Origin of the sequence: Streptomyces desertarenae (assembly GCF_042681365.1) — a bacterium.
Taxonomy (GTDB): domain Bacteria; phylum Actinomycetota; class Actinomycetes; order Streptomycetales; family Streptomycetaceae; genus Streptomyces; species Streptomyces desertarenae.
Window position 1 is genome coordinate 25,148 of the sequence record NZ_JBHUFU010000012.1, and the last position, 16,027, is coordinate 41,174.

10 protein-coding genes are annotated in these 16,027 nt (G+C 75.3%); 5 read left to right on the forward strand and 5 right to left on the reverse strand.

What is annotated here, in order from left to right; translation table 11 throughout:
* The first annotated feature begins 144 nt into the window (after positions 1 to 144).
* Positions 145 to 3,591, forward strand: coding sequence for a phosphodiester glycosidase family protein (locus tag ACFSJS_RS19930; RefSeq protein WP_380902285.1), 3,447 nt, complete (start codon positions 145 to 147; stop codon positions 3,589 to 3,591).
* 72 nt (positions 3,592 to 3,663) lie between these two features.
* Here ACFSJS_RS19930 and ACFSJS_RS19935 read toward each other — a convergent pair whose 3' ends face one another.
* The 4 genes from ACFSJS_RS19935 to uvrB all read right to left on the reverse strand — a co-directional run bounded on the left by ACFSJS_RS19935 (position 3,664) and on the right by uvrB (position 9,761).
* Positions 3,664 to 4,644 (reverse strand): TerC family protein, encoded by a 981-nt coding sequence (locus ACFSJS_RS19935; RefSeq protein ID WP_380902287.1) that lies wholly within the window; start codon positions 4,642 to 4,644, stop codon positions 3,664 to 3,666.
* 203 nt (positions 4,645 to 4,847) lie between these two features.
* Entirely contained in the window at positions 4,848 to 6,806 is a 1,959-nt protein-coding gene (locus ACFSJS_RS19940; protein ID WP_380902582.1) for a TerD family protein, read from the reverse strand.
* A 107-nt stretch (positions 6,807 to 6,913) separates the two neighbouring features.
* Entirely contained in the window at positions 6,914 to 7,492 is a 579-nt protein-coding gene (locus ACFSJS_RS19945) for a TerD family protein (protein WP_380902289.1), read from the reverse strand.
* A gap of 139 nt (positions 7,493 to 7,631) precedes the next feature.
* Positions 7,632 to 9,761, reverse strand: coding sequence for an excinuclease ABC subunit UvrB (gene uvrB, locus ACFSJS_RS19950; protein WP_380902291.1), 2,130 nt, complete (start codon positions 9,759 to 9,761; stop codon positions 7,632 to 7,634).
* 185 nt (positions 9,762 to 9,946) lie between these two features.
* Here uvrB and ACFSJS_RS19955 point away from each other — a divergent pair, with 185 nt between their 5' ends.
* The 3 genes from ACFSJS_RS19955 (at position 9,947) to ACFSJS_RS19965 (ending at position 13,083) form a co-directional block, all read left to right on the forward strand.
* Entirely contained in the window at positions 9,947 to 10,945 is a 999-nt protein-coding gene (locus ACFSJS_RS19955; protein WP_380902293.1) for a glycerophosphodiester phosphodiesterase, read from the forward strand.
* Between the two features lie 78 nt (positions 10,946 to 11,023).
* A complete protein-coding gene (locus ACFSJS_RS19960; RefSeq protein ID WP_380902294.1) occupies positions 11,024 to 11,614 on the forward strand; it encodes a methylated-DNA--[protein]-cysteine S-methyltransferase in 591 nt (196 codons plus the stop codon).
* Positions 11,615 to 11,802: 188 nt separating this feature from the next.
* Positions 11,803 to 13,083 carry an MFS transporter gene (locus ACFSJS_RS19965; protein WP_380902584.1) on the forward strand — a complete coding sequence of 427 codons (1,281 nt, stop codon included), beginning with the start codon at positions 11,803 to 11,805 and terminating at the stop codon, positions 13,081 to 13,083.
* 114 nt (positions 13,084 to 13,197) lie between these two features.
* Here ACFSJS_RS19965 and ACFSJS_RS19970 read toward each other — a convergent pair whose 3' ends face one another.
* A complete protein-coding gene (locus ACFSJS_RS19970) occupies positions 13,198 to 13,914 on the reverse strand; it encodes a PIG-L deacetylase family protein (RefSeq protein WP_380902586.1) in 717 nt (238 codons plus the stop codon).
* A gap of 524 nt (positions 13,915 to 14,438) precedes the next feature.
* Between ACFSJS_RS19970 and ACFSJS_RS19975 the strand changes: the two genes are divergently transcribed.
* Positions 14,439 to 15,860 carry a glycoside hydrolase family 10 protein gene (locus ACFSJS_RS19975; RefSeq protein WP_380902296.1) on the forward strand — a complete coding sequence of 474 codons (1,422 nt, stop codon included), beginning with the start codon at positions 14,439 to 14,441 and terminating at the stop codon, positions 15,858 to 15,860.
* Positions 15,861 to 16,027: the final 167 nt, after the last annotated feature.

Consider the following 16,027-nt stretch of genomic DNA (forward strand, 5'->3'; position numbering starts at 1 on the left):
CAACGGCCGGACGGGGTAAGCGCGTTGTGCCTTCCGAGTTGTTCTCCCGCAGTTCGCCCACGCCCTCTGGTGTAGACCGGTCGGCCTTGCCACCCTGTGGCGCCGGTGCGCAAGGAGCGCACGGTCTCGCAGCGTCTGTGGGTGATGCCCGTGTCACGAGGATCGCAGGACGGAAGAATCCGCCGACGGGCCGCGGTGTGCGCCGTGGCCGTCCTCTCCCTGGTACTGGGGGCCGCGCCGCCGGCCGCCGCCGGTCCGCCCCCCGTTCCCGCCGCCGCGGCGGCGCCCCCCGCCCCCGCCGCCCCCGGCGCGGACGAGGGCCTGGAGCTCTCCCGCACCACCCGCCCGGTGGCGCCCGGCACCACACTGACCTCGTTCGACCGGCTGGAACCGGACAAGTGGCTGCGCGCCGACGCCCTCAGCGTCGACCTCGACGGCGGTGCCGAGGTCGACTACCTCTCCACCGGCCGGGTCTCCGACCGCGCCACCGTCTCCGAACTGGCCGCCGCGCACGATCCCGGGCCCGGCCGGCGCACCGTCGCCGCCGTCAACGCCGACTTCTTCGACATCAACCAGACCGGTGCCCCGCTCGGCCCCGGCATCGCCGGCGGCGAGGTCACCCACTCCCCCGCCCCCGGCGCCACCGAGGCGGCCGGCTTCGGCCCGGACGGCGCCGGCCGCATCCTGGAGATGTACTTCGAGGGCACACTCACCCTCCCCGGCGGTCCCGTGCCGCTGGCCGCCTACAACGCCGCCGACGTCCCCGCCGGGGGCATCGGCGCCTACAACGCGCAGTGGGGGGAGGCCGACCGCGCCCTGGCCGTGGCAGGGGCCCGGCAGGTCACCGAGGTGACCGTCTCCGCCGGGAAGGTCACCGCCGTCGCCGGCGCGCCCGGCAGCGGGCCGATCCCCGAGGGAACCACCGTGCTGCTCGGCCGCGACGCGGGGGCCGCGGCACTGGCCGCGCTGTCTCCGGGCACCGCGGTGAGCTGGGAGTACGCGCTGCGCACCGCGGACGGCACCGAGGCGCCGCACACGGCCGTCGGCGGCCGCGGCGTCCTCGTCGTGGACGGGGAGCCGCAGAACTGGGACGGACGGCCCAACAACACTCCCGCGCCCCGCACCGCCGTCGGCTTCTCCGAGGACGGCACCACCTTGCACGTGCTGACCGTGGACGGCCGCCAGGCGGCCTCCGGCGGGGTCACCCTCACCGAACTGGCGCTGATGATGGACGAGCTGGGCGCCCACAACGCACTCAACCTCGACGGCGGCGGCTCCTCCACCCTGGTCGCCCGCGAGCCCGGCTCGGACGCCTTGCAGGTGGAGAACAGCCCCTCCGACGGCTCCGAGCGCGAGGTGCCCAACGGGCTGGCCGTCACCGCGCCCGACGGCAGCGGCAGGCCGGCCGGCCTGCGGGTGGAGACGGCCGCGGACCCGGCCCGCGCCCCGTCGGCGGACACCGTGCCCGGCGGCCACCCGGAGCGGGTCTTCCCCGGGCTGACCCGCTCCCTCACCGCCGCCGGGTACGACGAGACCTACGGCCCGGCCGCGGGCACCGCCCGCTGGCACAGCACCCGGCCCCAGGTCGGACGGGTGGACTCCGCCGGCGTCTTCCACGCCCGCCGGCCCGGCCGCACCGAGGCCGTCGCCCGCCTCGGCCGGGCCCGCGGGTCCCTGGGGCTGACCGTGCTGGGCCCGCTGGAGCGGATCGAGCCGACCCGCAAGCGGGTCGGGCTGGCCGGGCCGCAGGACGAGGGCTCCTTCGGCTTCACCGGCTTCGACGCCGACGGCCACAGCGCTCCCGTGGAGCCGGCGGACGTCGTGCTCGACTACGACCGCTCGCTGTTCCGCATCGCCCCCGACCCGGTCGGCGGCGGCTTCACCGTCTCGGCGGCCGGCGGCACCGACGCGGTCTCCGGGCTGGTCCGGGCGACGGTGCCGGGGACGGGGGACCGGGCCGCCGCGACGGCGGTCCTGGCCGTCACCGTCGGCCTGCGGGAGCAGCCGGTGGCCGACTTCGAGGACGCCGGGCGGTGGACCTTCAGCGCCGCCCGCGCCTCCGGCTCCCTGGCCGCCGACCCCGCGGGGCACGACGGCACCGGGCTGCGGATGACGTACGACTTCACGGGCTCCACCGCCACCCGCGCCGCCTACGCCAACCCGCCCGGGGAGATCGCCGTGCCGGGCCAGCCGCAGAGCTTCGCCCTGTGGCTCAGGGGGGACGGGCACGGCGCCTGGCCCTCGCTCCACCTGACCGACGCGGCCGGCACCGCCCAGGTGCTGCGCGGCCCGCACGTCGACTGGACCGGCTGGCGGCGGATCGTCTTCGAGGTGCCCGAGGGCGTCGCCCACCCGCTGAAGGTCCGGCGGTTCTACCTGGCCGAGACCCGCGCCGCCGAGCAGTACGGCGGCGAGGTCGTCCTGGACGGGCTGACCGCCCGGACGCCGCCGGACGTGGAGCTGCCCGGCGCCGGGGGGCACCGGGACCCGCTGATCTCCACGGCCGCCGACGCAGCCGGCCGCGACTGGCGCTTCGCGGTGGTCTCCGACGCCCAGTTCGTCGCCCGCGACCCCGACGGCCCGCCGGCGCGCCAGGCCCGCCGGACCCTGCGGGAGGTGCGGGCGGCCCGGCCCGACTTCGTGGTGGTCAACGGCGACTGGGTGGACGAGGGGTCGCCCGGGGACCTGGCCTTCGCCCGCCGGATGCTCGAGGAGGAGCTGGGCGGCGAGGTCCCCTGGTACTACGTGCCGGGCAACCACGAGGTGATGGGCGGTTCCATCGACGGTTTCCGCGCGGAGTTCGGCGACGCCCACCGCGTCTTCGACCACAAGGGCACGCGCTTCATCACCCTGGACACCTCCTCGCTGACCCTGCGCGGCGGGGGCTGGGAGCAGATCCGGGCGCTGCGCGACCGGCTCGACGCCGCGGCCGGGGACGAGGGGATCGGCTCGGTCGTCGTCCTGGCGCACGTGCCGCCGCGCGATCCGACCGCGCAGCAGGCCAGCCGGCTCACCGACCGGCTGGAGGCGGACCTGCTGGAGGACTGGCTGGCCGACTTCCGCCGCCGCACCGGCAAGGGCGCGGCGTTCATCGGCTCGCACGTCGGCGTCTTCCACGCCTCCCGGGTGGACGGCGTGCCGTACCTGGTCAACGGCAACGCGGGCAAGGCGCCGGCCGCCCCCGCGGCCGAGGGCGGCTTCAGCGGCTGGTCGCTGGTGGGCGTCGACCGGCGGGCGCGGGACGGGGGGCGGGACTGGATCTCGGTGCAGACCCGCGCCCACGTCGACGGGCTCCTCCTCGACGCCCCGGAGGCGGTGAAGGCGGGCGGCCCGCCCGGGAAGGTCTCCGCGACGGTCCTCCAGGGCTCGGGCGGCTCGGCGCGGGCAGTCCCGGTGGGCCGGCCGCTGAGCGCGGACTGGTCCGGCTCGCGCGGGCTGTGCACGGGCGTCCCGGAGCGGGCGCGCGGCCGCTGCACGGCCGTCCTGGATCCGGTGGCGGGCACGCTGACCGGTCTGCGGCCGGGCACGGTGGAGCTGTCGGTGACCGTGAACGGCGAACGGCGGCGGGCGCAGGTCGCGGTCGTGCGGTGAGGTGCGGCGGCGGTCCGGCGGGGTGGGCACCCCGCCGGACCGCCGCCGTGCACCGTGTGCGCCGCTCCCGGGTCAGCCCCGGGGGGCCTGGGACTCCCGCTCCGCCTGCTTGCGGGAGGCGCGCAGGCTGGTGGCCGTCGTGACGACCAGCACCGCGCAGATCACGCCGAGCGAGACCGGGGTGGAGATCTCCGGCACGTGGACGCCGGCCTCGTGGAAGGCGTGCAGCACGAGCTTGACGCCGATGAAGCCGAGGATGATCGACAGCCCGTAGGACAGGTGCACCAGCCGCTTCAGCAGGCCGCCGATGAGGAAGTACAGCTGGCGCAGCCCCATCAGCGCGAAGGCGTTGGCGGTGAAGACGATGTACGGGTCGTCGGTCAGGCCGAAGATCGCGGGGATGGAGTCGAGGGCGAAGAGCAGGTCGGTGCTGCCGATGGCCAGCATGACGACCAGCATCGGGGTGATCAGCCGCCTGCCGTTCTCGACGACGAGCAGCTTGGTGCCGCGGTAGTCCGGGGTGGAGGGGAAGCGCCGCTCGACCATCTTCAGCAGGCGGTTCTCCTCGTAGGCCTCGTCCTCGTGCCCCTGGCCCTCGGCGCGGGCCTCGCGGACCAGCTTCCAGGCCGTCCAGATCAGGAAGGCGCCGAAGATGAAGAACACCCAGGAGAAGGCGGAGATCAGCGCGGCGCCCGCGGCGATGAAGATGGCGCGCATGACGAGCGCGATGAGGACGCCGACCATCAGCACGCGCTGCTGGTAGATCGTCGGCACCGCGAACTTCGCCATGATCAGGACGAAGACGAAGAGGTTGTCGACGCTGAGGGACTTCTCGGTGATGTAGCCGGCGGCGAACTCGCCGGCCGGTTCGCCGCCTTCGGCGACGTAGAGGCCGACGCAGAAAAGGACCGCCAGGACGATCCAGACGACCGTCCAGATGCCGGCCTCCTTGATGGAGACCTCGTGCGGCTTGCGTCCGATGAAGAAGTCGACGGCGATCAGGGCACTCAGACCGACGACGGTCAGGACCCAGACGGTCAGGGAGACGTCCATACGGGAATTCCTCCGGCTCGGGTTGCCGGAGGTCTCTTCCGCCCGGGCCCGACGGGCCTGCGGGCCGACGCCCCGGAACCGGTCACGCCCGGTCCGTACTGACGGAACGCCGCAGCCGGGAATACTCCCCTCCGCTCCAAGGAAGAGTAAAGCAAAGTCATGGGACGGCAAAGCCCCCAGGGCAGACGGGGGCGGGAGGGACGTCAGCGGCCGTGCCTCCCGCGGGCCTCGGCCACCCGCTCCAGCACCCGCGACAGGATCCGGCTGCCCGGCGGCACCAGGGACGGCTCGTACGTCCACGCGTGACCCACCCAGGGGTCGGCGAGGTGGTCCTCGGGCACCGGGGTGATCCGCAGCAGCGCGCGCCACAAGGGGTCGAGCACGGGGCCGTAGCCCCGCGCGTCCTCCCGGTCGGCGACCATCATCAGGTGCACGCCGACGGACGGCCCCTCGTCGGCGAGGTAGCGCAGCCGGGTGACGGCCCGGTCGTCGAAGCCGTGCGGGAAGTCGTGGACGACCAGGAGCTGCTCGGCCGGGTCCACGTCCGGCGGGAGGGAGTCCAGCGCCCCGGTGCGCGCTGCCATCTGCACCAGGTCGACGCGGCGGATCAGCCGGTCGATCACCGGGGCGACGCCTCCGGGTCCGGTGGCGGGCGGCTCGCGCAGCACCCCGGAGTCCACCAGCGGGGCCAGGGCGGGCGAGCCGGCCCCCGCCGGGTCGAGCAGATGGACGGCGAGGCCGCCGGCCGGGTGGACGGCCAGCAGCCTGCCGACGACGGCGGTGGCCAGCTCGCCCGCCGACCGGCGCAGCGCACGGGGGTCGGCGGGGGACGCGGACGAGCGGCTGCGCCCGGCGTCGATCCACAGCCCCCGCTCCAGCGGCAGCCGCACCAGCAGGGGGATGCGGGGGGCACCGGGCTCGGGGAGCGAGAGGTCGCCCAGGCGCAGGGCCATCGGCCTCTCCGCCGGCACCCGGTAGGCGTGCCAGACCGGGCTGTCCCAGCGGGCGAAGGCGGGCGGCAGGGCGGGTTCGACGACCTCGGACTCGGCGGTGAGCTGGGCCAGGTCGCGGTCGAGCACGGCCCGCGCCCGGTCGACGAGGGCCTCGCGGCGGGCCCGGGCCCGTGCGCGGGCCCCGTCGGCGGCGGGGCCGACCCGGGTGCGCGGGTCGGCCAGCACCCGGTCGACCTCCCGCTCCAGGCGGGAGTCGGCGAAGTCGACGGCGCTGCGGTAGGCGGCGGCGGTGCGGGCCAGGTCCTCGAACATCCCCCAGACCTGGTTGTAGAGCCGCTCCTGCGTGCTCCAGCCGGGAGCGTCGCCCGCGACGGGGGCGGTGCCCTCCCCGGGCCCGGAGGGCGGGGCGGCGGGCGGCGGGGGCGGCGGCACGGCCGGCGTGCGGCGGGGGTGGCGGTAGTCGACCGCGCCCGTGCCGTCCGCGGGGCGTGCGGCCGCCCGCACGGCCTGCGGACCGCCCGGCCGCCCGGCGGCCGGGGGCGGTACGGCAGGCGCGGCCGGCTCCGGGGCGGGGCCCGGGCGGCCGGTGCTCCCGGCCGGTACCGCGCGCCGGGAGTCTGCGGTGTCCGCGGTGCGGGGCGGCGCCACCGAGCGGGCCGCTCGGCGGGCCACGGCCTCCTGGACGGCCGCGGCCAGCTCACGGGCCCGGGGCAGGCCCTGGTCCTCCAGCATGGCCGCGAGGCCGCCCGCGTACCCCTGGCCGACCGCACGCACCTTCCACACGCCCTGCCGGAGGTAGAGCTCGACCGCGACGACGGCGGACTCGGAGCCCAGGCCGGCGACGGTGTAGCCGGCGATCCCGGTGCCGTCCGCGGTGGTGACGGCGGCCCGGGGAGCAGGCAGGGCGCCGAAGGAGAGCGGCCCGCCGGCTCCGGTGGGCAGCGCGAGCAGCACGTTGACCCGGTGCGCCCCCGCGGGGAGCGCCTCCAGGTCGACCGCCAGCCGGTGCTCGGCGGCGGCCTGCCGGGGGACCTCCACCCCGGGCAGGCGCGGCGAGCCGGGATGGGCGAACCGGTCCGCCCCGCACAGCCGCCCGCCGCCGTCGTCGAGCGTCACCCCGGCCACGACCGGCCCCCCGGCCGACACCCGGACCTCCAGACGGGTCCCGGGCAGCGGATGGTTCTGCCCCCGGACCAGCTCCACCGTCACCGCCGCGCCCCCTCCTGCCGTGTCCTGCACCGCCGCACCGGCCCTGCGCCGCAGGGCCGTGCCGCGGGGCCGTGCCGCGGGCCCGGCCCCGGTGGTCCCCGTGCCGCCTACAGCAGCGGCAGCATCTGCGGCATCAGGTCCTGGAAGGTGCGGCCGTTGGAGGGGGTGCCCAGGGCGGTCATCTGCCAGCCGCCGCCCTGGCGGTGCACCTTGGCCATGATCTGCGCGGTGTACTCGCCTCCGCCGGTGAGGGTGTAGCGGGCCATCTCCTGGCCGTTGGTCTCGTCCACCAGCCGGCAGAAGGCGTTCTCCACCTCGGCGAAGGTCTGGCCGGTGAAGGAGTTCACGGTGAAGACGATCTGGTCGATGTGGACCGGGACCCGCTGGAGGTCCACCAGGATCGCCTCGTCGTCCCCGCCCTGCCCGGCACCGCCGACCAGGTTGTCGCCGGTGTGCCGCACGGAGCCGTCGTCGCTCACCAGGTGGCGGAAGAAGACGACGTCCACGGGCTGCCGGTCGGCGAAGAGCACGGCCGAGGCGTCGAGGTCGATCTCCTTCGTGCGCCGGCCGAACAGGCCGCGGCGGGGGGCCGCCTGCCAGCCGAGGCCCATCCGCACCGCGGTCAGGGTGGCCCCGTCGGACTTCTGCAGGCTGATCGCCTGCCCCTTGGACAAGTTGACCGTCACGTGCGTTCCCCTCTTTCCTGCCTTGCACGAACAGCGGCCGTCGGCGACGGCTGCCACGAACCCTACGCACCGCGGGCACCGGCCCGTGCGGGGCGGCCGGGTTTGTGTCGCTCCTGCAACACTTCGCCCGGCCGTCCCGTCACCGCAGGCCCGCCTCCCTCATCTGCCGCAGCTCCTTCTTCAGCTCGCCCACCTCGTCGCGCAGCCTGGCGGCCACCTCGAACTTCAGCTCGGCGGCGGCGGCCCGCATCCGCCCGGTCATCTCGTCGATGAGCTCGGCCAGCTCGGCGGCGGGCCGGTCGGTGGGCTGCCCGGCCTTCCCCACGCCCCGCCCGCGGGCCTCGCGGCCGAGGTCGGGGACCGGCGCGCGGCCCTTCCCCTCCTCCCCGGCGCCGGGCCTGCGGTATCCGCTGTCCAGCAGCTCCCGGGTGTCGATCTCCTCGCGCGCGATCGTCGCCACGATGTCGTTGATCTTCTTGCGCAGGGGCTGCGGGTCGATGCCGTTGGCCTCGTTGTAGGCGATCTGCTTGGCCCGGCGCCGGTTGGTCTCGTCGATGGCCCTCTCCATCGCCGGGGTGATCCTGTCGGCGTACATGTGGACCTGCCCGGAGACGTTGCGCGCCGCACGGCCGATGGTCTGGATCAGGGAGGTGCCCGAGCGCAGGAAGCCCTCCTTGTCGGCGTCGAGGATGGCCACTAGGGAGACCTCCGGCAGGTCCAGCCCCTCGCGCAGCAGGTTGATGCCGACCAGCACGTCGTACTCGCCGGCGCGCAGCTCCCGCAGCAGCTCGATGCGGCGCAGGGTGTCCACGTCGCTGTGCAGGTAGCGGACCTGGATGCCCAGCTCTGTGAAGTAGTCGGTGAGGTCCTCGGCCATCTTCTTGGTCAGCGTGGTGACCAGGACGCGCTCGTCCCGCTCGGTGCGGGTGCGGATCTCGTGCACCAGGTCGTCGATCTGCCCCTCGGTGGGCTTGACCACGACCTCCGGGTCGACCAGGCCGGTGGGGCGGATGATCTGCTCCACCACCCCGTCCGAGCGCGACAGCTCGTAGGGCCCGGGGGTGGCCGACAGGTAGACCGTCTGCCCGATGCGCTCCAGGAACTCCTCCCACTTCAGCGGCCGGTTGTCCATCGCCGACGGCAGCCGGAAGCCGTGGTCGACCAGCGTCCGCTTCCGCGAGGCGTCGCCCTCGTACATGGCGCCGATCTGCGGGACGGTGACGTGGGACTCGTCGATGACCAGGAGGAAGTCCTCCGGGAAGTAGTCCAGCAGGGTGTGCGGCGGGGATCCCTTCTCCCGGCCGTCGATGTGCAGCGAGTAGTTCTCGATGCCGGAGCAGGTGCCGATCTGCCGCATCATCTCGATGTCGTAGGTGGTGCGCATCCGCAGGCGCTGGGCCTCCAGCAGCTTGCCCTGCCGCTCCATCCGGGCGAGGGTCTCCTCCAGCTCGGCCTCGATCCCGGCGATCGCCCGCTCCATGCGCTCGGGGCCCGCCACGTAGTGGGAGGCGGGGAAGACGTACAGCTCCCGCTCCTCGGAGACGACCTCCCCGGTGACGGGGTGCAGGGTGGTCAGGGCCTCGATCTCGTCGCCGAACATCTCGACGCGGACGGCGAGCTCCTCGTAGACGGGGAAGATCTCGACCGTGTCGCCGCGCACCCGGAAGGTGCCGCGGGTGAACGCCATGTCGTTGCGGGTGTACTGGATGTCCACGAAGCGGCGCAGCAGCTCGTCCCGGTCGACCTCCTGGCCCACCCTCAGCGGCACCATCCGGTCGACGTACTCCTGCGGGGTGCCCAGGCCGTAGATGCACGAGACGGAGGCGACCACGACGACGTCCCGGCGGGTGAGCAGCGCGTTGGTCGCGCTGTGCCGCAGCCGCTCGACCTCCTCGTTGATGGAGGAGTCCTTCTCGATGTAGGTGTCCGTCTGCGGGACGTACGCCTCGGGCTGGTAGTAGTCGTAGTACGACACGAAGTACTCGACGGCGTTGTTCGGCAGCAGCTCGCGGAACTCGTTGGCGAGCTGGGCGGCCAGCGTCTTGTTCGGCGCCATCACCAGCGTCGGGCGCTGGAGCCGCTCGATCATCCAGGCGGTGGTGGCCGACTTGCCGGTGCCGGTCGCGCCCAGCAGGACGACATCCTTCTCACCTGCTGTGATGCGCTTCTCCAGCTCCTCGATGGCCGCCGGCTGGTCACCGCTGGGCTGGTAGGGGCTGACGACCTCGAAGGGCGCCACCCTGCGTTCGATCTGAGTCACGGGCCGCATGCCCACCACCGTACGTCCCCGCACCGACAGCCGGGCCCGGCCGGAACGCCCCGCCGGTGCGGGCCGGCGCCGGCGGGGCGTTCCGTAGCGCGTTCAGGTTCTGTCCGCCTCCCGCTCAGGTAACCGACCGCCGAACCCGGAATGCTCTCCGTGTCCAGGTGCACCGCAAGACGTGAGGAGTCCTCGTGTCCCTACGCCCCGCCGTCGTCTTCGCCGGTCCGCTCGCCGGTCTGTGCGCGCTCGTCCTCACCATCTCGCCCGCCCACGCCGCACCGGACGCCCCTCCCCTCCCCGTCGCCCACCGCGGCGCCTCCGGCTACGCGCCCGAGAACACCCTGGCCGCCGTCGACGCCGCCCACGACCTGGGCGTGGCCTGGGTGGAGAACGACGTGCAGCGCACCCGGGACGGCGAGCTGGTCGTCGTGCACGACGCCACCCTCGGCCGCACCACGGACGTGGAGGAGGTCTTCCCCGACCGGGCGCCCTGGCGGGTGGCGGACTTCACCGCCGCGGAGATCGCCCGGCTGGACGCCGGGAGCTGGTTCGGCCCGCGGTACGCGGGCGAGCGGGTGCCCACGCTGGAGCAGTTCCTGCGGCACATGAACCGCACCGGGCAGAACCTGCTGCTGGAGATCAAGCGGCCCGAGCTGTACCCGGGCATCGAGGCGGACGTCCTGCGGGAGCTGCGCAGCGAGGGGTGGCTGGACCGGCGGCACGTGCGGGACAAGCTGGTCGTGCAGAGCTTCGGGGCCGACTCGGTGCGGGCCGTGCACGACCAGGCGCCGGCGGTGAGGACCGGCTTCCTGGGGACCCCGGAGCCGGCGGAGCTGCCGGAGTACGCGCGGTTCACCGACCAGATCAACCCGCCCCACACCACCCTGTCCGAGGAGTACGTGCGGCGGGTCCACGCGCTGGAGGGCGCGCACGGCAGGCCCCTGGAGGTCTTCACCTGGACGGTGAACGACGCGGGGACCGCCCGGCGGGTCGCGGACATGGGCGTGGACGGGATCATCTCCAACGTCCCCGACGTCGTCCGGGACGCCGTGTCGCCCGCCGGCGAGGGCGAACCGGGCGGCGCGGAGGACGGCCGGCCGGACGGGACCGGCGAGGACGGCCCGGACACACCGCGCCGGGTCGTCCTGGAGGTCGCCCTGCGGGAGGCCGGGGTCCCCGCAGGGGGGTGAAGCGCCCGGGCGGGGCGGCCCGGGCGCGGAACGCGCGGAACGCGGGCCGCCGTCGGCGCCGACCCGTAGGCTCGTGGCATGACGCAGACGTTCGCGGGGCCGGCGGAACCGGCCGGGCCGGTGTGGACCGTGCTCGACCGCACCCCCGTCGGCCCGCTGCTGCTCGCGGCCACCGAGCGGGGCCTGGTGTCCGTCGTCTTCCACGCCCGCGGGCCGCTGGTGGGCCGCTCCCTGGAACGGCTCGCGGTGCGGCTGGGTGCCCGGCCCGTCCCGGCCGGCGGGGACGGCCGGGGGTGCGGCGGCGGGCCCGAGGTGCTGGAGGAGGCCGCGCGGGAGCTGGAGGCCTACTTCCGCGGGGCGCTGCGGGAGTTCTCGGTGCCGCTGGACTGGTCGCTGTCCTCCGGCTTCAACGAGCGGGTGCTGCGGACGCTGGCCGGCACCGTGCCGTACGGCGCCGTCGCCGGGTACGGGACGCTGGCCGAGCGCGTCGGCGAACCGGGTGCCGCCCGCGCGGTGGGCGTCGCCATGGGGTCCAACCCGCTGCCCGTGGTGGTGCCGTGCCACCGGGTGGTGGAGAGCGGCGGCGGGATCGGCGGCTTCGGCGGCGGCCTGGAGGTCAAGCGGACGCTGCTCGCCCTGGAGGGCGTCCTGCCCGCCCCGCTGTTCTGAGCGGCGCCGGCCCACCGGGCGCGCCCCGCGGGCACGGACGGGGCGCGCCCGGTGGGCCGGCGCTCCGGCCTGCGTGCGGGGCCCGGCGGGTACCCGCCCGCGTCCCCTGCCCGGCCGCCGCTGCCTGGCAGACTGCCCCCGTGACCGACACCTCCGCGACGGCCGGCGCCGCCGGCGACCCCTCGGACATATCCCGCCGCGCCGCGCGTCCCCCGTCCGGGGAGGAGCTCGGCGCGCTGCGCCGCCGCACCACCGCGGTGCTCGTCCTCAGCCAGATCCTGGGCGGCCTGGGCGTGGCCACCGGTATCGCGCTGGCCGCCGTGCTGGCCGAGGAGGTCGGCGGGTCGAAGGCCCTGGCCGGGCTGGCGGTGACGTCCTCGGTGCTGGGAACGGCCGTGCTCTCCCTGCCCTTCGCCGCCCTGACCGCCGCGCGCGGCCGCCGTGCGGGGCTGGCAGCGGGCTACCTGGTCGGTGCGGCGGGCGGCGTCCTGGTGGTCCTGGCCTCCGCCGCCGGCAGCTTCCCCCTCCTGCTCCTGGGCACGGCGGTCTTCGGGGCCGGCTCCTGCGCCAACCTCCAGGCCCGGTTCGCCGCCGCCGACCTCGCCGAGCCCGCCCACCGCGGCCGGGCCATCTCCACGGTGGTGTGGGCCACGACGATCGGAGCGGTGCTCGGCCCGAACATCGCGGCCCCGGCCGGGCGCAGCACCGCGGGCCTGGGGATCCCCGAGGCGGCGGGCCCCTTCCTGTGGGGCGCGGCCGTCTTCCTGCTGGCCGCCGTCCTGGTGCTCGCCCTGCTGCGCCCGGACCCCCTGCTCACCGCCCGTGCGCTGGCCGCCGCCGGCCCCGCCTCCGCTCCGGAGGCGGGCCGCTCGCTGCGGGCCGGGGCGGCCGCCGTCGCCGCCTCGCCGCACGCCCGGCTGGCCCTGGCCGCCGTGGCCTGCTCGCACACCGCCATGGTCTCGATCATGGTGATGACCCCGGTGGACCTCGGCCACCACGGCGCGGACATCGAACTGATCGGCCTGGTGATCAGCCTGCACATCACGGGCATGTACGCCTTCTCGCCCCTGGTGGGCCGGCTCTGCGACCGCCTCGGCCGGCTTCCGGTGATCGCGCTGGGCGTCGCGCTCCTGGCAGGCGCGGCGCTCACGGCCGGCACGGCCGACGGCGACCACGTGCAGACCGCCGCCGGCCTGTTCCTGCTGGGCCTGGGCTGGTCGGCGGGGCTGGTGGGCGGCTCCACCCTGCTGACCGACTCGGTGCCGCAGTCCTCCCGCGCGGCCGTCCAGGGCCTGTCCGACCTGGTGATGAACGCGGCGGCGGGCGCGGGCGGAGCGCTGGCCGGGGTGGTCGTCGCGCAGGCCGGTTACGGCTGGCTCAACGCGATGGGCGCGGCCGTGCTCCTGCCGGTCGCCGCGCTCGCCCTGTCCGCGCCCGCCGCCCGCCGCCCCGGACCGGGCGGCGGGTGACCCGCGCGGGGCCGGCCGCCTCCCGGCCGGGCGTCGTGGACCGGTCCTCCGGGAGGGGGCGCCGTGCCGCCCCTCCGCTGCCCGGGTCCGGACTCCTGCCCGGGGAGCGCCGCGTCAGCCCCGCGGGTAGAGCTGGAAGGCCACGGCCGGCCGGCCGCCCGTGTGCGGGGCGGCGGCGTCCAGCCCCCCGGTGACGACGTCACGGGCGTACGCGGCCGGCTCGCGGTCGCTGAGGGCCGTGATGTAGGCGCGGTGCTCGGCGAGCGAGGCGACGGCCCGTTCCACGTCCTCCTCCCCCACCTCCACCGCGTGCGTGGGCTGCGGCGACCCGGCCACCGCCACCCAGCGCACCCCGTCCCAGGGCCGCAGGCCCTCCCCGGCCAGGTCGGTGAAGATCCAGCGGTTGCCCGCGTCCCCGGCGGCGTCCAGCACCGCGCGCCCGACGGTCCGGTGGTCGGGGGTGTTCCAGGCGGTGCCGCCCCAGGTGTCGTGGTGGTTGAGGGTGACGACCAGTTCGGGGCGGTGGCGGCGGATCGCGGCGGCCAGGTCGCGGCGCAGGGCGACGCCTCCCTCGATCACCCCGTCCCGGTGGTCGAGGAACTCCACGCTCCCCACCCCGACCACGGCGGCGCTCGCCCGCTGCTCGGCCTCCCGCACGCGCGCCGCCTCCGCCGGCTCCATGGTGTCGATCCCGGCCTCGCCCCGCGTCACCAGCAGGTACGAGACCTCGCGCCCGGAGGAGGTCCAGCGCGCCACGGCGGCGGCCGCGCCGTACTCCAGGTCGTCCGGGTGCGCGACGATCGCCAGTGCGCGCTGCCAGTCCTCGGGCATGGGGCCGAGCCGGTCGTTCACGGTGCCTCCTGGGCGACGGCGGTGCGGAACGGTGCGCGGGTGCGCCCCGATGTGCTGTGCCCGCCCACGGGCGGTCCGGCGCGGGACGTACCGCCACCGGAGGCGGTGCACCACCCGGTTGCGCCCCGTCCGGTCCAGCGCCCGCGTCTCCCCCCGCATTCCCCGCGGACGCCCCCCGACGCGCAGAGCCCCGCCCCTCCCTTCCGGTCGCTTTCCGAAACCTTGCCACGCCAGAGAACTGGCGCAACGGCTTCCGTCACCCCTATCCGGAAGTACCCCCAGTTCAGATCGGTTGACAAGCCAATTTGCACCGATTTGTTTCTCGGAAATATTCCGGAACTAGTTATTGACGCCTCCTCAGAGATCCCCCAATACTCCTACCGATCGCAGCCGTCCGCCCCCGACCACCGCTTCCCGCCCCGACGGTGCGGGAGCCGCGGAGCCGCGGCCGGCGCGTCCAGAACCGGACTCCCCCCACGTCCGGTCCCGAGGAAGGGACAGCAATGACCGACCACTCCCCCCACGGGCGGCGCCGCTCACGCGCGCTGCCGGGCTTCCGCAGGGCCGCCGTCCTCGGCGCGGGCCTGGCGGTGGCCGCCGCCGGCACCCTCACCGCCCTGAGCGGGACCGCTTCGGCCGCCTCCACCCTGCACGCGGCGGCCGCCGAGAAGGGCCGGTACTTCGGCACCGCGATAGCGGCCGGCCGCATGGGCGAATCGGACTACATGGCCACCTTGAACCGCGAGTTCGGCTCCCTGACGGCCGAGAACGAGATGAAGTGGGACGCCCTGGAGCCCTCCCGCAACTCCTTCACCTTCGCCACCGCCGACCGCATCGCCGACCACGCCCGCAGCCGGGGCATGGCCCTGCGCGGCCACACCCTGGTGTGGCACTCCCAGCTCCCCGGCTGGGTCGCCGGGCTCTCCGCCGGCGACCTGCGCTCGGCGATGAACAACCACATCAACCGGGTCATGGGCCACTACAAGGGCCGGGTCCACTCCTGGGACGTGGTCAACGAGGCCTTCGCCGACGGCTCCAGCGGCGCCCGCCGGAGCGAATCCCCCTTCCAGCAGAAACTGGGCAACGGCTACATCGAGGAGGCCTTCCGCACCGCCCGCGCCGCCGACCCGGCCGCCAAGCTCTGCTACAACGACTACAACACCGACAACTGGAACCACGCCAAGACCCAGGCCGTGTACGCCATGGTCAAGGACTTCAAGGCCCGCGGCGTCCCCATCGACTGCGTCGGCTTCCAGGCCCACTTCAACAGCGGCAACCCGGTGCCGGCGAACTACCACACCACCCTGCAGAACTTCGCCGACCTCGGCGTCGACGTCCAGCTCACCGAGCTGGACATCGCCGGCTCCGGAACCTCCCAGGCCGAGCAGTACCGCGGCGTCGTCCAGGCCTGCCTCGCCGTCTCCCGCTGCACCGGCATCACCGTCTGGGGCGTCACCGACAAGTACTCCTGGCGCTCCTCGGACACCCCCCTCCTCTTCGACGGCTCCTACCGCAAGAAGCCCGCCTACGACGCCGTCCTGGCCGCCCTCGGCGGCACCGGAGACGGCGGCACCACCACCGGCGGCACCACCGGCGGCACCGGGGGAACCGGAGGAGGCGGCACCGCCTCCTGCACCGTCACCTACGAGCAGACCGACCGCTGGGGCGACCGCTTCAACGGCAGGGTGACCGTGAGGGCCGGCGACTCCCCCCTCGGCGGCTGGTCCACGACCGTCACCGTGACCCCGCCCCAGAAGATCTCCGCCACCTGGAACGGCTCCCCCACCTGGGACTCCAGCGGCAACGTGATGACCATGCGCTCCAACGGCACCCTCCAGGCCGGGGCCTCCACCAGCTTCGGCTTCACCGTCATGGCCAACGGCAACTGGTCCGCGCCCCGGATCGGCCCCTGCACCGCTTCCTGACCCCGGCCCCGGCCGGTGACGGACGGACGGCGCGGCGGCTCCTCCCGGCCGCCGCGCCGTTCACCGCCGTGCCCCCGCGCCCGCCGTGCCCCCGCGCCCGCCGCGCTCCCGGGCCCGCCGCGCTCCCGGGCGGCCCGGCGCGGACGGCGCACGATATACCACGGATC